Raw genomic sequence first — 20,587 nt, 5'->3', positions numbered from 1 at the left:
AGCACACCATGAACAGTCCCCACACACCTCAAGGAGCGCGTCTTTAATGGCTGAGCACCAATTCGGTTTCCGCACCCGCGCCCTGCACGCCGGCGGCACCCCCGACGCCGTCCATGGCGCCCGCACGGTGCCCATCTATCAGACCACCTCCTTTGTCTTCAAGGACACCGACGACGCCGCCAAACTGTTTGCGCTGCAAAAGTACGGCAACATCTACTCCCGCATCGGCAACCCCACCGTGGCCGCCTTTGAGGAACGCATCGCATCCCTGGAAGGCGGACTGGGCGCGGTCGCCACGTCCTCGGGCATGGCTGCGGAATTCATCACCTTCGCCGCCTTGACCGGTGCGGGGGACCACATTGTGGCCTCCTCCAAGCTCTACGGGGGGACCATCACGCAGCTGGATGTGACCTTGCGCCGCTTCGGTGTGGAGACCACCTTTGTGGATTCAAATGATCCCGCCGACTTTGCCGCTGCCATCCAGGAGAACACCAAGGCCGTGTACACCGAGATTGTGGCAAACCCCTCCGGGGACATTGCCGATCTTGAGGGCCTGGCGGAAGTGGCGCACGCAGCCGGCGTGCCCCTGGTGGTTGACGCCACCTTGAGCACCCCGTACCTGATCCGGCCCATTGAGTTTGGCGCGGACATTGTGATCCACTCCGCCACCAAATTCCTGGGCGGGCACGGCACCACCCTGGGCGGCGTCGTGGTGGAGTCGGGACGTTTTAATTGGGGCAACGGCAGGTTCCCCACCATGACCGAGCCCGTGGCCTCCTACGGCAATGTCTCCTGGTGGGAAAACTTTGGCGAGTACGGTTTCCTGACCAAGCTGCGCTCGGAGCAGCTGCGCGACATTGGCCCCTCCCTGTCGGCGCAGTCGGCCTTCCAACTGCTGCAGGGCGTGGAAACACTGCCCCAGCGCATGGATGAACACCTGCGCAACGCCGCCGCCGTGGCCCAGTGGCTGGAACAGGATCAGCGTGTCTCCTGGGTCAGTTTTGCCGGCCTGCCCGGCCACCGGCATCATGAACGCGGGCTGCATTATCTGCCCAAGGGCGTTGGCTCGGTCTTTGCCTTTGGTGTGCGCGGCGGGCGGGCTGCGGGGCAGCTGTTCATTGACTCGCTGCAGCTGGCCAGCCACCTGGCCAACATTGGTGACTCCCGCACCCTGGTGCTGCATCCAGCCTCCACCACCCATCAGCAGCTCAGCACGGAGCAGCTCGACGCCGCCGGCGTGCCCGAGGACCTGATCCGCATTTCCGTGGGCCTTGAGGACGTGGCCGACATCCTGTGGGACCTGGATCAGGCCCTGACCCTGGCCCAAGCCTCCCTCAACGGCGTGGCCGCCAAGGCCCAGGCCGTGGCGGAGAACGATGTTGACGGCCCCGGCCTGTCCTGCCGGATTGGAGCAAGCGCATGAGTACCGCTGCACGCACCTGGCTTGGCCCTTCGGCTGCGGAACGCCTGGCCATTTTGCGCAGAACCACCTCCATCGCCATTGTGGGCGCCTCGGACAAGCCCTCGCGTGCCAGCTACTTTGTGGCGACGTACCTGCTCTCCTCCAGCCGCTACCGGGTGTACTTCGTCAATCCCGTGGCCAAGGAGATCCTGGGGCAGCCGGTGTACAAATCACTGGCGGAGCTGCCCGAGGTGCCGGATCTGGTGGACGTGTTCCGCAAGCACGATGACCTGCCCACCGTCCTGGCGCAGGCCCAGGCCGTGGGAGCCCGGACCCTGTGGCTGCAGCTGGGTTCCTGGCACGAAGAGGTGGCGGCTGCGGCGGAGGCTGCGGGCATGGAAGTGGTCATGGACAGGTGCCTTAAAATTGAGCATGCACGTTTCCATGGCGGTCTGAACCTGGCCGGTTTTGACACCGGCGTGATTTCCTCCAAACGGCAGCTGCTGGCCTGATTAGGCGTCGGCGAAGGACTGGTCGGCGCCGGGCCTGTCATTGTCACCGGAGTCGCTGACCGGCTCCTGCCCGTCGTCGCCGTCGGGCTCATCAGCGAGGTCCACATAGTCATCGCTGGTGAGCTCGTCGGTGTACAGGGCCCAAAACTCGTTGGCGGCGGCAGCGGCAGGATCCAGAATTTCAAGCTGGTCCTGAAATGACTTCTTCACAGCCGTGAAATCCTCGTCGTCCTCCGGCCCCACGGTATCCCTGTCAATGGAAACCCAGGCATCAACAATGCCGGGCAGCGTGGCCAGGGAGGAGGCAAGGAGCGTCTCCTCATCTTCACAGACGTACAGAACGGCACCATTGCCCCGGTCCACCACCACGAACTGAAAGTCGCCGTCATTGCAGATGACGGCGCGCCCCTGGGCGTCGTCGGCGAAGGGCGGTTTGAGCCAATCACCGTCCAGCGGCACGTCTTCAAGCATGACCGGATACATCGGTTCCAAGACCTGCCAGATCTGGGAGTCGTTCATGGCTTCCTCCTGCCCTTGGCTTCTGACACTAACCACAGCGCTGGGGCACGTCAACGGCTGGGCATCATTCCACCGGCAACAGCTGTGTGCTGCTTTCCAGGCGGCGGTTGCGCAGCACGGGCAGGAATTCACGCACCTGTTCAAGGCGCCGATGGGTGAGGTCGGCGGTGGCCACGTTCTCGGCGTCGTCCCCCAGGGACGCCACCGCCACGCCCATGGGATCCAGGATCACGGAATGCCCAATGCAGTGGTCGCTGGAGGTGCCGGCAGCCACCACCCAGCAGGTGTTTTCAATGGCCCGGGCCTTCAGGAGCGTTTCCCAGTGTTCCACCTTGTGTTCGCCCTTGAACCAGGCGGCCGACACGCTGAGCACATCCACCCCGGACACGGCCAGTGCACGCGCCAGTTCGGGAAAGCGCAGGTCGTAGCAGGTCATGATGCCCACCTTGAAGCCGCCAAGCTCCACCATCGCCAGCCCCTGCCCGCTGGGCTTGATCTGTTTGGACTCCTGGAAGGAGAACGCGTCGTAGAGGTGCAGCTTGCGGTAGGTGCCCACAATGCCGCCGTCGGCATCCACAGCCACCACCGTGTTGTATGGCCGCTCCTCGCCGCTGGATTCGTAGCCGCCGGCAATGATGGCAATCCCCAGTTCGGCCGCGAGCAGGGACAGTTCCCGCACAAAAGTGGTCCACTGCGCATCCACGGCGGCCGTGAAATCCCCCTCCACCTTTCCCACGGAGAACATGGATTCCTCCGGAAAGACGATCAGCCCGCCGCCGTCCCGGGCAACCCCGGCAGCCAAACGGCGCATCGTGGCCAGGTTCTCCGCAACGTCACCGCCGGGGTTGAATTGTCCAACACTGACTTTCATGGCCCTGTCCCTTCGCCGCTGCTGTACTTCCTTTAGCCTAGCCCGGCCCGCAGTCCGCACATAAAAGCCAGGGCCGGGGCGCGGAACGTACGTCCCGCACCCCGGCCCTGGCTTGGTGGCTCCCGTTTATGGTGGCCGCCTTTTTAGTCAGCTGTTACTGATGAGGTCGTGGCGCACAATGGTCTGGTCGCGGTCCGGGCCCACGCCAATGGCGGAGATCCGGGTCCCTGACATGCCTTCAAGGGCCAGGACGTAGTTCCGGGCGTTCTCGGGCAGGTCCGCCAAGGTGCGGGCCGTGGAGATGTCCTCGGACCATCCCGGAAAGTACTCGAAAATGGGCACTGCATGGTGGAATTCGGTCTGCGTCATGGGCATCTCGTCGTGGCGCACGCCGTCCACGTCGTAGGCCACACAAACCGGGATGGACTCGATGCCCGTGAGCACGTCCAGCTTGGTCACGAAGTAGTCCGTGAAGCCGTTGACGCGGGAGGCGTGGCGGGCCAGGACGGCGTCATACCAACCGCAGCGGCGCGGGCGGCCGGTGTTGACGCCAAACTCGCCGCCGGTCTTCTGCAGGTAGATGCCCATTTCATCAAAGAGCTCGGTGGGGAACGGGCCGGCACCAACACGGGTGGTGTAGGCCTTGATGATGCCCACGGCGCGGGAGATGCGGGTGGGGCCAATGCCCGAGCCCACGGAGGCCCCGCCTGCGGTCGGGTTGGAGGAGGTCACAAAGGGGTAGGTGCCGTGGTCCACGTCCAGGAAGGTAGCCTGGCCGCCCTCCATCAGCACCACTTCGCCGCGGTCCAAAGCCTCGTTAAGCACAAAGGTGGAGTCAATGACCATGGGGCGCAGGCGTTCGGCGAAGGCCAGGAAGTACTCCACAATCTCCTGAACCTCCACGTCGCGGCGGTTGTACACCTTCACCAGCAGCTGGTTCTTTTGCTTCAGCGAGCCTTCCACCTTCTGGCGCAGGATGGACTCGTCAAAGACATCCTGGACGCGGATCCCCAGGCGGGCCACCTTGTCCATGTAGGCCGGACCAATGCCGCGGCCGGTGGTGCCAATGGCGCGCTTGCCCAGGAAACGCTCGGTGACCTTGTCCAGCACCTGGTGGTACGGGGCCACCAGGTGGGCGTTGGCGGAAATGCGGAGCTTGGACGTGTCTGCGCCGCGGGCTTCGAGGCCGTCGATTTCCTCAAACAAGGCTTCAAGGTTCACCACGCAGCCGTTGCCAATGATGGGAATGGCATTGGGGCTCAAGATGCCCGCGGGAAGGAGCTTGAGCTCATACTTCTCACCGCCCACCACCACCGTGTGCCCGGCGTTGTTGCCGCCGTTGGGCTTGACCACATAATCGACCAAACCACCCAAAAGATCTGTGGCCTTGCCTTTTCCCTCGTCGCCCCACTGGGCTCCGACGATGACAATTGCTGGCATGGGACCCTCCCCCTTGCTCAAAAGTTGAGCCGGGCGCTGCGCATTTAGGCGGAAGGTTCCGCCATGGCGCGTCCGGACACGAAAATGCCCCTTGGAATACCCTGTCCGGCGGCGCGCATTGACGCCGCCCGACAAACGCTCAAGGGGGTCTTACGTCCCGAGTTTACCGTCAATGCCCAGCGGGCGCACATTCAGGGCCCTAAATGACCGGCGGCGCCAGGACCCGCCCACCAAGGCTGTGTGGCCCGCGCGCCTTCGCCCACCGGACGGTTTCCCGGACGGTTCCCCGGGCCCCGCATTTTTACTGTCCTCAGGACAGTAAAAAGCGTACACTGTTTCCAAGACACCATGCAGGCGCCTTATTCGCCCATCAGGAGGAAATCATGCGGTTCAACAATAAAACAGCAGTGGTAACGGCAGCAGGGGCAGGCATTGGCCGGGCCATTGCCCTGCGGCTCGCCAGCGAGGGGGCCGCCGTCGTGGTGTCGGACATCAATGACGCAGCCGGCGCGGAAACCGTCGCGCTGATCACCGCGGCCGGTGGAACCGCCGCCTATCAGCATGCCAACGTCAGCGACGCCGCCGAGGTCCAAGCCCTCATGGCCTTCACCCTGGACAACTACGGCCGGCTGGATTTGGCCGTCAACAACGCCGGAATCGGCGCGATGCCCAAGCCCATGGAGGAGATCTCCGAGGCCGAATGGGACCGGACGGTCAATGTGACCCTGCGCGGAACCTTCCTGGCGATGAAATCACAAATTGCCCACTTCCGGGCCGCTGGAAGTGGTTCCATTGTCAATATTGCCTCCGTGGCCGGCATCTCGGCCACCCCTTCCCTGACCCCCTACGGCGCCGCCAAGCATGGCGTGGTCAGCCTGACACGCAGCGTGGCACTGGAAAACGCCGCACACGGAATCCGCGTCAACGCCGTCGCCCCCGGAGCAGTTGAAACCGCCGCCCTGGCGTCGCTGCCGGCGGACGCGAAGGCCGGCTATGCGGCCGAGGTTCCCATGAAGCGCCTGGGGCAGCCGGAGGAAATCGCCAACGCGGTCAGCTGGCTTTTGTCCCAGGAGGCCGGCTTTGTCACAGGCGTTGTCCTTCCCGTGGACGGTGGCACCAGTGCCTAGGGCTGACAGTTACCAGGAGGCGCTTATGGCCTCACTGACCCGGGTCATTGGGGAATGGACCGCCCCTGACTTTTTATCCGCTGTGGTGGCACGGGAAGGGGTGGACCTTGACCCCGCCGCCATCACCATGATCACGCTTTTGTCCTTTGACGGCCCGCTGCGCCCGTCAACACTGGCCACAAAAATGGTCACCGGCGCCTCCAACGTCAGCAAGGTCGTGGCCCGGCTGGAGGCCTCAGGGATGGTGGACAGGATTTCCGATCCCGCCGACGCCCGTGCCTCCCTGGTGAACCTGACCCCGGCGGGACATCTCGTGGCACAGTCCTTTGTCCGCGCCGGAGACGGCCTTGTGGCAGACCTCCTGCAGGATTGGAGCCCCCAGGAACGCACCGATCTGGTGCGCCTGCTGGCCAAGCTGGAACAGTCCACCATTGCCTTTTCCGCCCAACTTCGGGCGAACCATGATTCCGCCGGACCTTTTGCGCCGGAAACCACCAAGGGAGCACATCAATAATGACAACCATCACAACCGGCCGCAGCTACATCGTCACCGGGGCCGGCTCCGGAATCGGGCTGGCCACGGCCCAACTGCTGCGTGAACGTGGCGCCACCGTCATAGGCGTTGACCTCAAGGGTGCTGAGGTGCAAGGGGATTTGAGCACCGCCGAAGGACGGGTCGCCGCAGCCGAGGCAGCCCTGGAGTTGACGGGGGGATCCGTCGACGCCGTCATTGCCTGCGCCGGCATCTCCGCTCCCATCCCGTTGACGGCCAGCGTGAACTTCTTCGGCGTCACGCAATTTTTGGACCACCTGGCACCCGCACTGGCCAAGAGCGCCAGCCCGCGTGCCGCCGTGGTCAGTTCCATGGCTTCCCTGCAGGCCAACTCGCCGGAACAAGTTGCGGCCATGCTGGCCGGGGACGAGGCACTGGCGGTGGAAATTGGCACCGCGCTGGCTGCGCAGGGTCCCCAGGCCGGGTATTTAAACTACTCCTCCAGCAAGCGTGCCCTGAGCCGCTGGGTGCGCCGCGAGTCCATTGCCCCGCGCTACGCCGGCGCCGGCATCCCGCTGAACGCCGTGGCGCCCGGCACCGTCATTTCGGCCATGACCGAAAAACTGCTCTCCACCCCTGAAGGCCGCGCCATGGTTGATGCCAATGTGCCCATGCCGCTCAACGGCCACTCCGAGGCAATGGTCATTGCCCGTCTTCTGGTGTGGCTGACCAGCGAGGAAAACACCCACACCACCGGCCAGATCATCTACGCCGACGGCGGAGCCGACGCCACCTTGCGTGGAGACGACATCTGGGCCTGACACCCCATTAAAAAATGCCGCCGTCCCCTGTTGCGGGGCGGCGGCATTTCTTGTTGCTGCGGTGTGCGTGGTGGCCTCGGCGGCCTCAACCACTGTGCCGCCCTAGCTACAGGGCGGCTTCAATGGCTGCCTTGGCGGCCGGATCGGAATCGTTGAGGAACGTGTCAATGCGGGCCGCCTCGTCGCTTTCGCCAATGGTCGCCGCGGCGCGGCCCAGCGCGTAAAGCGCCCGCAGGAAGCCGCGGTTGCCCTCGTGCTCGTACGGGACGGGTCCGGTGCCGCGCCAGCCGTTGCGGCGCAGCGCATCGAGTCCGCGGTGGTAGCCGGTGCGGGCGTAGGCGTAGGACTCAATGGTGCGGCCTTCGGCAAAGGCCTCGTCGGCCAGGATGGCCCACAGCAGCGAGGAGGTGGGGTGCGCGGCAGCCAGGTCAACTGCCTCATCCCCCGCGTCCAGACGCGCCTGGACATCCACCTCCGCAGGCAGCAGGGTGGGTTCGGGGCCCAGCAGGTTGCGGCGGAATTCGTCGCTCATGTTACTTGAACGTCTTTCCTGCGGAGCCCAGCTGCGAGGCGGCCTCCACCACGCGGGCTGCCAGTCCCTTTTCGGCCGCGGCGCCCCAGACGCGGGGGTCGTAGGTCTTCTTGTTGCCCACATCGCCGTCGACCTTCAGGACGCCGTTGTAGTTGGTGAACATGTGGTCCACCACGGGGCGCGTGTAGGCGTACTGGGTGTCGGTGTCGATGTTCATCTTAATGACACCGTAGGAGACGGCGTCGGCAATTTCCTGGTCCGAGGAGCCGGAACCGCCGTGGAACACCAAATCAAAGGGGTTTTCCTTGCCAATCTTGGCGCCCACCGCCGCCTGGATCTCCTTCAGGATCTCCGGGCGCAGCTTGACGTTGCCGGCCTTGTACACGCCGTGGACGTTGCCGAAGGTCAGCGCTGTGATGTAGCGGCCGTGCTCGCCGGAGCCCAGGGCCTCAACCGTGGCCAGACCGTCCGCAACGGTGGAGTACAGCTTGTCATTGATGGCGTTTTCCACGCCGTCCTCCTCACCGCCCACGGCACCGATCTCCACTTCAAGGATCATCTTGGCGGCGTGCGTGCGGGCCAGCAGTTCGCGGCCGATGCGCAGGTTCTCCTCCAACGTTTCGGCAGAGCCGTCCCACATGTGGGAGTTGAAGATCGGGTCGCGGCCAGCCTTCACCTCGGCCTCGGAAGCTGCGAGCAGGGGCAGGACAAAACCGTCCAGCTTGTCCTTGGGGCAGTGGTCGGTGTGCAGGGCCACGTTGATGGGGTAGTTCTTGGCAACCTCGCGGGCGAAGGCTGCAAAGCCCAGGGAGCCGGCAACCATGTCCTTGACCCCGGCGCCGGACCAGTAGGCGCCACCGCCGGTGGAAACCTGGATGATGCCATCGGTGCCGGCATCGGCGAAGCCCTGCAGGGTGGCGTTGAGGGTCTGTGAGGACGTCACATTCACTGCGGGGTAGGCAAATCCGCCAGCCTTGGCGCGGTCGATCATTTCTGCGTACTTGTCCGGTGTTGCAATGGGCATGAATGGCTCCTTTGGGCTGAACGGTACAAAGCGGCGGACCTGTATGCCGCCCTCGTGTGACTCACTCCATCTTAGCCAGAGCCGTCAGAGTCTTCGAAGAAGATGAAGCCCGCGCCCGGATTTTAGGCTGGGGACGGCCGACGCCGGCGGGCCCCGGCGCGGGGGCGGGCGCTGCCGCGGAGCTACTTCACGCTCTGGTTGAACACGTGCCGGCGGATCCAGGCATGCATGGCAATGCCGGCGGCGGAGGCGGCGTTAATGGAACGGGTGGAGCCGAATTGTTCAATGGAGAGCGTGGTTTGGGCCGCGGCATGGACCTCGTCGCTGAGCCCGGGCCCTTCCTGGCCAAACACAAACACGCAGTTGCGCGGCAGCTCATAGTTTTCCAGCTGCTCGGAGTCCGGGAAGATGTCAATGCCAATGATGGCCAGGCCCTCCCCCTGCGCCCAGGCCACAAACTCCGCCACCGTGGCGTGGTGGCGCACGTGCTGGTACCTGTCGGTGACCATGGCACCGCGCTTGTTCCACCGGCGTCGGCCAATGATGTGCACTTCCTTGGCCAGAAACGCATTGGCCGTGCGCACCACCGTGCCAATGTTCATGTCATGCTGCCAGTTCTCAATGGCCACGTGAAAGTCATGGCGGCGGGTGTCCAGCTCGGCCACAATGGCCTCCATGGTCCAGTAACGGTATTCATCCAGCACGTTCCGCCGGTCGCCGTGGGCCAAAAGCTCCCGGTCCCAGTGTTCACCTTCCGGCAGTTCCCCCTCCCACGGGCCGACGCCGACCTCATGGTGCGGCTGCTGATACTCGGAAAGTTCGGAGGCCTCTGTTGACAAGGCGGGGTCCGGCACGTTGTTGGAATTGGTCACTGCCCAATTTTAGCTTGGCCCGGGTCCTTGCCGGGCGCCCGTCTGAGACACTGGAAGCGGAACATTCGGATCACCTCAGGAGGAACCTTGAGCAATGTACTGTCCCGCCAACCCAACGACATCGAATGCTGGCTCACCGACATGGACGGCGTGCTGGTCCACGAGAACAAGGCCGTGCCAGGTGCCGCCGAGCTGATTCAAAGTTGGGTGGACACCTCCAAGCGTTTTCTGGTGCTGACCAACAACTCCATTTTCACCCCGCGCGATCTTGCCGCCAGGCTCAGGGCCTCAGGCCTGGAGGTGCCCGAGGAGAACCTGTGGACCTCCGCGTTGGCCACGGCCCAGTTCCTGAAAGCCCAAATGCCCCACGGCCGCGCCTACGTCATTGGCGAAGCTGGATTGACGACGGCGCTGCACGAGGCAGGCTTCATCCTCACCGACCAGAAGCCGGACTATGTGGTGCTGGGTGAGACGCGCACCTATTCCTTTGAAGCGATCACCAAGGCCATCCGCCTCATTGGCGGCGGGGCGCGCTTCATTGCCACCAACCCCGACGCCACGGGCCCCTCGCCTGAGGGGCCGCTGCCGGCCACCGGCGCCATTGCCGCGTTGATCACCAAGGCCACGGGCCGTGAACCCTACATTGTGGGCAAACCCAATCCCATGATGTTCCGCTCGGCCATGAACCGCATTGATGCCCACTCGGAGACCACCGCCATGATTGGCGACCGCATGGACACCGACATCATTGCCGGGATGGAGGCCGGCCTGCACACGGTGCTGGTGTTCACGGGCATCACCCAGCCTGCGGACATTGACGCCTACCCCTTCCGCCCGGATCAGACCCTGGCCAGCGTCGCTGATCTGCTCCACCAGCTGTGAGGAACGCAGCCGGTGCCACCACCCGGCTGCTGCAGCTTTCAGACGTGGCCGAGCTGACGGCACTTGTTCAACGCAACCGCACCTTTTTGGCCCCGTGGGATCCCGCACGGGGAGCTGAACACTTCACCGGCGAACACCAGCGGCAACTGGTGCGGACCGCGCTCGCGGCCTACACCGCCGGCAGCATGGTCCCGCTGCTGATCCTTGGCCCGGACGGCGCAGTGGCCGGACGTCTGAACATCAACGGCATTGTCCGGGGTGCGTTTCAGTCCGGAGTTCTGGGCTACTGGGTGGGGCAGGAATACAACGGCGCCGGGCTGGCCAGCGCCGCCGTGGCCGAGGCAGCGGCCCGTGCCGCCCAAATGGGACTGCACCGCCTGCAGGCGGAAACGCTGGTGCACAATGCACGGTCCCAAAGGGTGCTGGAGAAGAACGGTTTCGTGCAGTACGGACTGGCACCGCAGTATTTGAAGATTGCCGGCCGCTGGCAGGATCACCGGCTGTTTCAAAAGATCCTGGACCCTGGGCATCGGCAGGCCATGCCCTAAGCCGCACCGGCGCCGGCTTCGCGGACGGCGCCGGTGCCACGCCGGTTCAGGAACCAAAATGCCACCACCAGAGCGGGACAGCAACAAGTCCGCGCAGCGGGCAGGCGCCTTTTTCGGCGGCAAGCGGTTTTAGGGCTATATGCCCAGCACGGCGGCGGCAACAAGGAAATATATGATCAACCCGGTGGCATCCACGAACGTGGAGATGAAGGGGTTGGAGAACACTGCCGGGTCCACCTTGAGGGCCTTCCCCAGCAGGGGCATGAGTCCGCCCACGCTGGCAGCCATGGTGCACACGCCCAGCAGCGTCAACCCAATCACCAGCCCCAGCGGGAGGGTGAAGATCACTGAGGCGACAACAAAACCAAGCGTGCCCAGCAGCAGCCCCAACAAGATCCCGACCTGAACCTCGCGGGCAAACACCTTGACGGCATCCCGGGGCCGGACATCGCCGAGCGCCAACGCCCGGGTGATGGTGGTGGCTGCCTGATTTCCGGTGTTGCCTCCAGTGCCGATCAACAGGGGAATAAAGAGCGAAAGCACCACTTGTTCCGCCAGCGTCGCTTCAAACACGCCCATGACCTGCACCGTCAAGGTGGCCCCGACGGCAAGGACCAGCAGCCACACCACACGGGCCCGGACAATGCTGCGCACCGGGGTGGACAAATATGGCCGCCGGAGCGGTTCGCTGCCGCCGGCGCGGGCGGCGTCCTCACTTTCGGCGTCCTCCAGGATCCGCAGGGCATCGTCCACGGTGAGGATGCCCACCAGCCTGTTCTCGGCATCGACAATCGGCAGGACCAGTATTTTGGCATCGGCGCAGTACCGGGCCGCGTCCTCCACATTTTGTGTGGCAGGGACCGCAAGCGGCTCGTGGGCAAGGTTCGCCACAAGCTCTGATTCCTCGGCCCGCAACACCTCGCGCAAGGACACCACACCCCGCAGGTGGCGGCCGTCATCGGTGACGGGGATGGTGTAGATGCTCTCCGCATCATCAATCCCCGCCCGCACCCTGGCCAGCGTCTGGCTGGCCGTCAGCTGCGGATGGGTGGTGATGAACTCCGGGCTCATGTAGCGTCCCACGGCGCCTTGCGGGTACCCCAGGACAGTGCTGGTCAGCGCCCTTTCCTTCTCCGTGAGTCCCAGAATCAGCCGATTGGCCAGCAACGCAGGCAACTCATCCATCAGGCCCACCCGGTCATCGGGGCTGAGTGCGGCAAAGATGTCGGCCACCTCGGCGTCCTGCAAGCCCACCACGAGATCGGCCTGGAGACGCGCATCGAGCCGTTCGAAGACTTCGATGGCACGCCCCTTGGACAGGGTGCGGTAGGCCAGGGCCCTGCCAATGGTGGTGAGGCGTTCAAGCTGTTCCACCGTCTGCGTGACATTCAGCGCGGAGAGGGCCTGCACCACGTCGGGCAGCCTGTTCCTGGCGAGGGCTTCGCTTAGAAGATCCGCGGTGGCGTCAAAGGTGGGTGTTGGGGATTTGCTCATGATCAGGCTCCCTGCCGTGGGGTGCACGTGCGCAACAAAATGCGCCACGTGCCGTAAATGGGGTGTGCTGTGCTGGCGGATCAACGCCACCGCAGGGGCCCATGTGCAGGCAGGAAATCACTGACGGCTTGAAGGTACCGTCACGGAAGTTGGGAAAGCTTCGAAGGAGTTCCCGCACAGCACAGCTGCGGCCCGTGCGGCCCGGTAGATCGACCGTCTCCGTCAGACATACGACAACTCACCTCCGCCTCACTTGAGGGACTTTCACCTGGCAGCCAGATGCCAGGCAGCTCCGCCACCTTGTCCACCCATGGTATCCAACACTTGCCCCGCGGGCGGGCAGGGGCGGCTCAGGAACCCAGCTGGCCGCCGGACTCCTGCAGATAGCAGTTGCCGCACAGGGATTCGTACCAAACGTCGGAGCCCTCAATGGCCACCTGGTCGCCGTCGAACACCACCTGGCCATCCACGGTGCGGGTGTTGAACATGGCTTTGCGCCCGCAGCGGCAAATGGTTTTCAGTTCCTCCAGCGAGTGGGCAATCTCCAGCAGCCGTGCCGCCCCCGGAAAGGCACGGGTGCGGAAATCCGTCCGCAGTCCATAGGCAAGCACCGGCACCCCGTCCAGCACCGCAATCTTGAACAGCTCATCCACCTGGGCGGGGTCCAGGAACTGCGCCTCATCCACCAGCAGGCACGCCACCGGCGCCATGTCCACGTGTTCCAGCAAGGCGTTGGGGTCATCCCCGCGGGCCTGCTGGGCAAAAAGCTCCCTGGCATTGGCTCCGGAGGGGATGATGAAGTCCACCTCGCGGCTCACTCCCAGCCGGGAAACCACCGAGCGCTCACCCTTGGTGTCCACCCCGGGCTTGGCCAGCAGGACCCGCTGACCCCGCTCCTCGTAGTTGAAGGCGGCCTGCAGCAAACCGGTGGACTTGCCGGAGTTCATGGCCCCGTGGCGGAAATACAACTTCGACAAATCAATCCCCTACAGGTGGTGTGGTGCGGCTTGGCAACGGGTTGTTTAGCCAGCCGTCAGTCCAAGCCCAGCTCGTCCTTGCCAAAGATGAACAGGTACGGGACGTTGGCTTCGGCTTCAATCCGCTCCTTGGCCCCGGTGTCGCGGTCAACAATGACAGCCACGGCCTGAATGTTCCCGCCGGCGGCGCGTACGCCTTCCACCGCGGTCAAGGCGGAGCCACCCGTGGTGGAGGTGTCTTCCAGAACCACCACTTTGCGGCCGTCGACGCCGGGACCCTCAACTTGGCGGCCCATGCCGTAGGATTTTTGTGCCTTGCGCACCACGAAGGCGTCAACAGGGCGGCCGGCATCGTTGGCTGCGTGCATCAGGGCCGTGCCCACGGGGTCGGCGCCCATGGTCAGGCCGCCAGCGGTTTCAAACTCAATGCCGGCGTCGTCCAGCAGCGCCAACATGACCCGGCCAGCCAGCCGGGAAGCCTCGTGGTGAAGCGTAATGCGTCGAAGATCAATGTAATAGTCAGCCTCTTTGCCCGAGGACAAGATGACTTTGCCGCGAACCACGGCCAGTTCCTTGACAAGTTCGAGCAGGCGGGCACGGTCAGCAGCAAGTGTTGGGGTCATGGGTTTCATTCTAATTGGGTGCAGGCGGCACTGCGTCTAGCGGTTGCGTTCGGATTGGCGCACGTTTTTGGATCCGCCCACTTCTTCAGGGAGCTCATCGATGGGAACGAGCACGATGTCTTGGATCTTCCAGTCAAGATCAATGCAGCCGTCACGCGCCTCAACCAATTTTTGCAGTGACGGCATTTGCCCATGTTTGGGGACGATGAACGATTCCACATGGAATACGTGGCCTTGGTCCCGCACCCGCGATCCGACGTCGTCCGTCCACGGCAGCGACCGCAAAAATTCATCAACCTTGTGTGAAACGGGGTGTGGACTGTCATCATCGAAGGTGGTGGCGCGCGTGTCCATGAGGTCTGTAATGGCGGCGCGCAGGTTTCTAATGCCATCCCATAAAATGCTCGCGGCAATGAACAGGGCCATGGCAGCGTCGGCCCACCAGAGGCCCAGGCCAATGCCGGCCACCCCCACAATCGATCCCACGGCGGTCATCCAGTCCGCCTTGTTCATATCCGCGTCGGCGTACAGCACCTTGTCATGGAGTTCTTTGGCAAGTTTCATTTTCACGCGGCCGAAGTAAATGGGAAGCGGGATCGTGAGCGCCATGACGCCCATCATCAACCAACCCAGCCAGAGCTGCTGCCCGAAAACGACCACCGATCCAATGGGCGGATGCTCCGCACCCAGCAGTCCGGTGAACGAGTCAATGATCAGGAACGCACCCATCGTCAACAGCGCCACACCGGCCACCAGGTGTGCCACGCCAATGGCGCGGTGGTACCCGTACGGATACTTGGCAGTCGGAATTTTATTGACGATTTTTACCGCCACCAGGAAGGCAATGGGCGGAGCCAGCGAGAGCAGGTCTTCAACCCATGCAGCCTTCATTGCCTGCGAGCTGCCCATCACGAGGAACACGAGTGTGATGGCGACGGCCAGGAACACCAGCGTGAACCATTCAAAACGGATGGCGCGGCGCAATGCTGCCCGCTGTGGCGCCGGCAGCTCGGTGCGTCCAAATCTCGCCGTCATTGTGCCTGAACCTTTTCAAACAGGAATTTCTCCAGCTCCATTTGGAACGCGTTCTCACCCATGCGGACCACCATCACGTGTTTGTCCTGGGTGCCGCCGCGTTGCTCCTGCGTGTAGGGGCGGGTTACCGCACCGTATTCAGTCCACGGGGTTTGATCGGTGAATCCGCCAATGACCACATCCAGATCTCCACGCTCCAGAGCGTCAAACAGCTGCTCCTCGCCGTTCTCCGCCCACTCCACCTCCGCGCCAATGCCCATGGCAAAGTTCCGGATCAAATCCGGTTCCTTTCCCTGGGGCTCTTGGCCATCAGGTGTCTGAACCCATGGCGGGTTCTGTGAAACACCCACCCGCAGCGTCCCGTTTGTAACCCGCTCCAAGGTGCCTTCCGGATCCGCCGGAAATGACGTGGAGCATGCGGTCAGCAAAGCGATGCACGCAACCGTGAAGAACGACTGGAATTTGAACATAACCAGACATTAGGTGGAAGCCCAAACAATCACAAACCACAAGCCGGCCCTGAAACCATCCACCGGCTCCGGATCAACCCACATGCAGGCGGGCGCCGCGGGAACAGGCGCCGCAAAACCGTGCCCTCCAGGCCCGGAGAGCTCCCTTGGGGTGCAGGGCAGCCGCCAACAGGCGGCATTGGACCTTCCGGGTTTGGCAAAGTTGCCTTCGCGTTCGAACAGTACGGCAGCTTCAAGTCCCCCTTGATAGGGGGATATAAAACGCGCAGCCCATGCGTGTGCGGTGTGGTGCCTCATGTCAAGATGCTCGCCAAAAGATTCCGGCGTGCCTCATCTATTGTGCTCGCGAAAGTGTCATGCTGCGTGGGTGCTTGTGAGTAGGTCTTGGCGGCGGCCAGCTGGATGACTCGCTGCTGGATCTCGTTGATCCTGGCAGTCAGGCCGGCCAGGTCCAGGCTGGCGTAAAGCTCGTCCATGTGGTGGCGTTGGGATTCTAGCATTATCCCGGTGTCCTTGATCCGGTCGTCCGGGGTGCGGGGATCGTCGTAGCTGCGCATTGATTTCCCCTTGCAGCTCAAATGGTGGCCGGTAACATTCTTGGTCGGCAGGAACAGGTTCTTGCGCAGGTTCACCAATGGCCAGAGCTCGTTGAGCAGGCCCAGCTCGGTGTCGGTGTCGTAGCGGTAGTTGAACGCTGACCGGTGCACGACGGCACCGTTTTTCTGCTCCACGAACGGTTGTCGTTGCCAGTGGTGAGGCCGGGACCGGGTCATGGAAATGTTATCGATATTGCACCATGCAGTGACCGGATTGTTGAGGAATTCAGACCCGTTGTTGCTATGGATGTGGTCGATGGGGTACGGAAATTCGTCCTGAATTTCATCCATTGCAGCGGCCACCCATCTGGCGGCTTTGTTCTTGATCGCCCAGTTCACAATCCACCCTGTGAAGACATCCGTAGCGGTCAGCGTGAACGCGTACTGGCCCTTGGCACGGCTGCCGCAGTGCGCCACCGTGTCTATGGCGACCAAGCCCGGCTGCCAGCCAAGATCAGGGATACGGGACATGATCGGGATCGCCTCCATGTACTGGTTCCGCCGCAAACGGGTCGTGGATTTCCCGTCCGGATACATCGAGAGTTTGAACGGTGCCAGGAGCCGTTCGATCGTCGCCGCACTAATCGCCAGCAACTGCGCGTGCACTTCCGGGCTGTAGCGGGCACGTGCCCTGCCGAAGGACCCGGCACGGGCATGTGCTTCCATGTTCTCCAGCGTGGTGCCTATGACCGCGGCCAGATACTTCCCACAAGGCTGCCCCGCGACGATCCAGACCTGCTGCAGCACTCTCACCGTGTCATAGCCATACGTAGGCGGGCGCAGCCTTCTTTCCACCGCCCGGGCCGGTCCTCGCCGCTTGAACGCCCTGCCAAGTTGGCGGCGGGCGTTCGCCCTGGACCAGCCAATCTCAGCCACCAGACGGTCCAGAATCCCGCCCTTGGCCTTCTTCGACGACGCCCCATAGGCGGCGGCGTCCTTCTTCGTGATTTCCCTGCGCGCAGACTTTTGTCAACCCATACATCCCTTCAGCACACCAAAGCACCCGAACAGGCACCGGAGATTTCGCGAGCATTTCTCAAATGAGGCACGCACCCCATTTCGCGAGCACTTTAGATGAGTTTCGTCGTCCCTTGTTATTTATTCTGGGTTGACATAGGTTTCGTTTATTCTTATTACTTCGGTTTTGGGGGACAACGATGTCGGTTACTACTGCGCCCCATCACTGTGCGGATAACAATTTTCGTGAAGGAATTTCCGGGCGTTGGCGTGTGGTGGGACGGAAATCGTTGGCGGGAACAATAACTGCTGGGCTGGTTTTAGCGGTGGGTCTTGGGGTCGCTTCTCTTTCTGTTGCGGCGCCTCCGGCGGGGGATGCTTCGGTGGTGGGGTTGCTGGGTGCCCGTCCTGGCGCGACCCGGTTGCCGGTGCAGATCAGTGACCAGGTGGGTGGGTCCATTGATGTGGGCACAGGGAATTTCCTTTTGAACATCAATGCGCTCACTCTTCCCGGGATTAGCACCGATATGGGCTTAGGTGCTGCTTTCAACTCACTATCAACGATCACTACTCCCGGACTGGTCGCGCCTCGTTGGACCATGACGCTGGGTGCTGCCGGGTCACTGTCCACGGGTGCGGCGGGCGGAATGATTTTTACTTCCGGGGACGGGTACTCCTCGTTGTTCACCCCTGTGGCGGGTTCCACGACCGCGTACACACCCCCAGCGGGGGTGAAAGCTGACCTGGTTAAAACCGGCACCACCGGCTGGATACTGACGTCACGCACCAGCGCCCAGGTCATCACCTTCGACACTGACGGGCGGGCCACAAAAATAGCTGACCGTAACGCCAACACCACCACCCTTACCTGGTCGTATTCCAGGCCCACCGAAGTCGTCTCGACCCGTGGGATCACCGCGGTGCGGACAGCGGCCATTGCTTATGATTCAGCTGGAATGTTGGCCAGTTATTCGCAAACCTCCGCCGGCACCACGCGCCGGGCTTCCTTTGACCGTGACCCGTACGGCAACCTGACAACTTTCACGGACCGGGCGGGAAAGACGACCACTTTCGGCTACACCGGTGGACGGGTCTCCACGATCACCTCCCCCACCGGGGCTGTCACCACCCTCACTTATGACGGCACTGGCCGGGTGACCAAGATGGAGAAAACCAACACCACTGCCGGCTCCCCGGGAAGTTCGATCACCCGTCTGGTCTACCCTTCTGCTACGCAAACGTTGGTGGCGGGGCCGAACACCGACCAGGCCGTCGCTGTAGCAACCGGACCGCGCACCACATACACGCTCACCACCACCAAACGCGTCTCGGCCGTCACTGATCCGATGGGGCGGGCACAGGCGAAAACGTATACCGGGGACTTTGACACCCTCACCGCCACCCAGGGCACCGGCACCACAGCCGGGACCACCACCAACACCTTCGGGGCGAACACTGGCCAATCCCTGACGCAATCCAAGGCACCGGGTGGGTCAGGCTCCCAGTTGGCTTACACGAACACCGCAGCCGCAACGAAGTACCTGCCCACCTCCAGCACCAGTGATGCCGGCAACCAATCCCTGTTCACCTACAACGGTGCAGGAAACGCCCTTACGTCCTCGGATGCTTTGGCAGCAACCGCGACCCTGACTTATAACACTGATGGGACGGTCTCCACCTCCCTGGCACCAGGCAACGGGACGAACAAAACCGTCTACGGTTACAACACCAATCACGAGCTCACGACAATCACCCCCGTCACCGGAACCTCCTTGGCCCCCTCCAGCATGAGCTACGACGCGTGGGGACGCCCCCTCACCGTGACCAGCGCCCCTGGAATCACCGCCACCTACAGTTATGACGCCCTCGGACGCCTCACACAAACCACGTTCTCCGACAGCACCCCCGCCATCAGCTATACCTACAACGATGACGGGCAGCTCACGACCCGTGTTGACGGGTCCGGGACCACGACCTACGGCTACGACCAAATGGGCCGGCTGACCAGTCGAGCGAACACTGCCGGTGGTGGGACCATCAGCTACGGCTACGACAAAGCCTCCAACCTGACCTCCACCACGGATACGCGCGGGACCACCAGCTACAGCTACGACAGCTCCGGCAAGCCAACAGCGCTGATCTACCTCCTGGACGGGGTCGCGAAAACGTTGGCGTTCGCCAATGATGACCGGGGCCGGCGCACCGACACATGGCTGGAAGCCAACACCACCCGCACCACGTGGAAAGCCCGCACCCACACCGATTACGACACCACCGGAAGAGTCAGCCGCGTCACCGCAGCCCAAGGCACCGGGGATGCCTCCAACACCCCGGTCATGGACCTCTCCTACTGCCACGCAGCGGGAACCACGGCACCGAACTGCACCAGCACCGCCGCCAACGACCGCAAAAATATTCAGTGGGTCAAGAACAACCTCACCGGTGACGTGACCACCTACACCTATGACGGCGCGAACCGGCTCACCAAAGCCGCCATCGCCGGTGGCACCACCGCCGCCATCACCTACAACTACAGCTATGACTCGCGCGGGAACCGGCTCACCGCCACCACCACCGGGGCCACCACCACGAACCAAACCTTCACCGCCAACGCGGCGAACCAAATCACTAACGCCGGGTACACCTTTGACGGCAGTGGAAACCTCACCGCAGACCCGTCAGGCAGCTACGGCTACAACGCCGCCCAACAAATGACGAAGGTGACCAAAGCCGGAACCACGTACACCAGGTCCTATGCCGGTTCCGGGCAAAATGAACTTCTTACCCAGCAAAACCCGGGCGCGAACTTCGAATTTACCTACGGACGGACCGACGCCAACGGCCAACCCACCATTGAACAAATCAAACGGAACAACTTCACCGCCTACGTCGAACACGACCCCGTGACCGGGGAACCCCTCATGCTCCGCACCAGCACCGGCATGCAATCCCTGTACATTTATGACGGCACCGGCAACCCCGCCGCGCTCGTCACCTCAGAATCCTATAAAGCCTTCGCTTACAACTATGACCCCTTCGGTGTTCCCACCCTCACCGCCGACTCCGGCGGCAACGGTGCACCACAAAACCCCTACCTCTTCAAAAACGGCACCCAAGACCGCACCACCGGCTGGGTCAAATACGGTGCCCGCTACTACAGCCCCACCATCGGACGCTGGACACAACAAGACACCCTCGACACGCCACTTAATCCACTCAACGCCAACCGTTACGCCTACGCCGCCAACAACCCCATCAACAACTCCGACCCACTGGGCCTATTTAGCATCGGCGATGTGGGGTTAACCTGTTTTCGTGGACACCTTGATTAGCGGGATCGTGGGATTCTGCGGGAGGGTGTTCTCTATGAATGTTGCACGTCGAAAGTTTTC

At 63.0% G+C, this 20,587-nt stretch carries 20 protein-coding genes; 8 read left to right on the top strand and 12 right to left on the bottom strand.

Features of this window, described 5'->3' with window-relative positions:
- The first annotated feature begins 46 nt into the window (after positions 1-46).
- A complete protein-coding gene (locus ACFUCV_RS11490; RefSeq protein WP_380815732.1) occupies positions 47-1,423 on the top strand; it encodes an O-acetylhomoserine aminocarboxypropyltransferase/cysteine synthase family protein in 1,377 nt (458 codons plus the stop codon).
- Positions 1,420-1,914: a CoA-binding protein gene (locus ACFUCV_RS11485; protein WP_380815730.1), complete on the top strand. Its 495-nt coding sequence runs from the start codon at positions 1,420-1,422 to the stop codon at positions 1,912-1,914. Before ACFUCV_RS11490 ends, ACFUCV_RS11485 begins: the two co-directional genes overlap by 4 nt.
- Here the strand turns inward: ACFUCV_RS11485 and ACFUCV_RS11480 are convergent, their stop codons facing one another.
- From ACFUCV_RS11480 to ACFUCV_RS11470, 3 genes are all read right to left on the bottom strand, one after another.
- On the bottom strand, positions 1,915-2,433 hold the full coding sequence (locus ACFUCV_RS11480; protein WP_380815728.1) for an SUKH-4 family immunity protein: 519 nt from the start codon (positions 2,431-2,433) through the stop codon (positions 1,915-1,917). It lies immediately after the preceding gene.
- A gap of 64 nt (positions 2,434-2,497) precedes the next feature.
- On the bottom strand, positions 2,498-3,304 hold the full coding sequence (locus ACFUCV_RS11475; RefSeq protein WP_380815726.1) for a carbon-nitrogen hydrolase family protein: 807 nt from the start codon (positions 3,302-3,304) through the stop codon (positions 2,498-2,500).
- 147 nt (positions 3,305-3,451) lie between these two features.
- On the bottom strand, positions 3,452-4,744 hold the full coding sequence (locus ACFUCV_RS11470; protein ID WP_380815724.1) for an adenylosuccinate synthase: 1,293 nt from the start codon (positions 4,742-4,744) through the stop codon (positions 3,452-3,454).
- A gap of 383 nt (positions 4,745-5,127) precedes the next feature.
- Here ACFUCV_RS11470 and ACFUCV_RS11465 point away from each other — a divergent pair, with 383 nt between their 5' ends.
- From ACFUCV_RS11465 to ACFUCV_RS11455, 3 genes are read left to right on the top strand one after another with little or no spacing between them, the layout of a single operon-like run.
- On the top strand, positions 5,128-5,871 hold the full coding sequence (locus ACFUCV_RS11465; RefSeq protein WP_380815722.1) for an SDR family NAD(P)-dependent oxidoreductase: 744 nt from the start codon (positions 5,128-5,130) through the stop codon (positions 5,869-5,871).
- Between the two features lie 25 nt (positions 5,872-5,896).
- Positions 5,897-6,385: a MarR family winged helix-turn-helix transcriptional regulator gene (locus tag ACFUCV_RS11460; RefSeq protein ID WP_380815720.1), complete on the top strand. Its 489-nt coding sequence runs from the start codon at positions 5,897-5,899 to the stop codon at positions 6,383-6,385.
- Positions 6,385-7,185: an SDR family oxidoreductase gene (locus tag ACFUCV_RS11455; RefSeq protein ID WP_380815718.1), complete on the top strand. Its 801-nt coding sequence runs from the start codon at positions 6,385-6,387 to the stop codon at positions 7,183-7,185. The genes ACFUCV_RS11460 and ACFUCV_RS11455 overlap by 1 nt, the downstream gene beginning before the upstream one ends.
- 106 nt (positions 7,186-7,291) lie before the next feature.
- Here ACFUCV_RS11455 and ACFUCV_RS11450 read toward each other — a convergent pair whose 3' ends face one another.
- The 3 genes from ACFUCV_RS11450 to ACFUCV_RS11440 form a co-directional block, all read right to left on the bottom strand.
- Entirely contained in the window at positions 7,292-7,717 is a 426-nt protein-coding gene (locus tag ACFUCV_RS11450) for a DUF3151 domain-containing protein (RefSeq protein ID WP_380815716.1), read from the bottom strand.
- 1 nt (position 7,718) lies between these two features.
- Positions 7,719-8,741, bottom strand: a complete 1,023-nt coding sequence (gene fbaA, locus ACFUCV_RS11445) for a class II fructose-bisphosphate aldolase (protein WP_380815714.1) — start codon at positions 8,739-8,741, stop codon at positions 7,719-7,721.
- A gap of 182 nt (positions 8,742-8,923) precedes the next feature.
- Positions 8,924-9,580, bottom strand: a complete 657-nt coding sequence (locus ACFUCV_RS11440) for a TrmH family RNA methyltransferase (protein WP_380815816.1) — start codon at positions 9,578-9,580, stop codon at positions 8,924-8,926.
- A gap of 174 nt (positions 9,581-9,754) precedes the next feature.
- Here ACFUCV_RS11440 and ACFUCV_RS11435 point away from each other — a divergent pair, with 174 nt between their 5' ends.
- Positions 9,755-10,495 carry an HAD-IIA family hydrolase gene (locus ACFUCV_RS11435; protein WP_380815814.1) on the top strand — a complete coding sequence of 247 codons (741 nt, stop codon included), beginning with the start codon at positions 9,755-9,757 and terminating at the stop codon, positions 10,493-10,495.
- Positions 10,492-11,043 (top strand): GNAT family N-acetyltransferase, encoded by a 552-nt coding sequence (locus ACFUCV_RS11430; RefSeq protein WP_380815713.1) that lies wholly within the window; start codon positions 10,492-10,494, stop codon positions 11,041-11,043. The genes ACFUCV_RS11435 and ACFUCV_RS11430 overlap by 4 nt, the downstream gene beginning before the upstream one ends.
- 135 nt (positions 11,044-11,178) lie before the next feature.
- Here ACFUCV_RS11430 and mgtE read toward each other — a convergent pair whose 3' ends face one another.
- From mgtE to ACFUCV_RS11400, 6 genes are all read right to left on the bottom strand, one after another.
- Positions 11,179-12,537, bottom strand: coding sequence for a magnesium transporter (gene mgtE / locus ACFUCV_RS11425; RefSeq protein ID WP_380815710.1), 1,359 nt, complete (start codon positions 12,535-12,537; stop codon positions 11,179-11,181).
- A 350-nt stretch (positions 12,538-12,887) separates the two neighbouring features.
- A complete protein-coding gene (locus ACFUCV_RS11420) occupies positions 12,888-13,514 on the bottom strand; it encodes a thymidine kinase (RefSeq protein ID WP_380815708.1) in 627 nt (208 codons plus the stop codon).
- A 56-nt stretch (positions 13,515-13,570) separates the two neighbouring features.
- On the bottom strand, positions 13,571-14,137 hold the full coding sequence (gene pyrE, locus ACFUCV_RS11415; RefSeq protein ID WP_380815706.1) for an orotate phosphoribosyltransferase: 567 nt from the start codon (positions 14,135-14,137) through the stop codon (positions 13,571-13,573).
- A 36-nt stretch (positions 14,138-14,173) separates the two neighbouring features.
- Positions 14,174-15,172 carry a cation diffusion facilitator family transporter gene (locus ACFUCV_RS11410; protein WP_380815704.1) on the bottom strand — a complete coding sequence of 333 codons (999 nt, stop codon included), beginning with the start codon at positions 15,170-15,172 and terminating at the stop codon, positions 14,174-14,176.
- The gene (locus tag ACFUCV_RS11405; protein ID WP_380815702.1) at positions 15,169-15,642 is read right to left on the bottom strand and encodes a transporter substrate-binding domain-containing protein; all 474 of its coding nucleotides are present in this window, start codon (positions 15,640-15,642) and stop codon (positions 15,169-15,171) included. Before ACFUCV_RS11405 ends, ACFUCV_RS11410 begins: the two co-directional genes overlap by 4 nt.
- Positions 15,643-15,935: 293 nt before the next feature.
- A complete protein-coding gene (locus tag ACFUCV_RS11400) occupies positions 15,936-17,114 on the bottom strand; it encodes a transposase family protein (RefSeq protein WP_380815700.1) in 1,179 nt (392 codons plus the stop codon).
- A gap of 812 nt (positions 17,115-17,926) precedes the next feature.
- Here ACFUCV_RS11400 and ACFUCV_RS11395 point away from each other — a divergent pair.
- Positions 17,927-20,527, top strand: coding sequence for an RHS repeat-associated core domain-containing protein (locus ACFUCV_RS11395; protein ID WP_380815699.1), 2,601 nt, complete (start codon positions 17,927-17,929; stop codon positions 20,525-20,527).
- Positions 20,528-20,587 lie beyond the last annotated feature (60 nt).

The sequence above is a fragment of the Specibacter sp. NPDC057265 genome, from assembly GCF_042668835.1.
GTDB lineage: Bacteria > Actinomycetota > Actinomycetes > Actinomycetales > Micrococcaceae > Specibacter.
The sequence above is the reverse complement of the archived record's forward strand: the minus strand, read 5'-3'. Positions and strand labels throughout refer to the sequence as shown.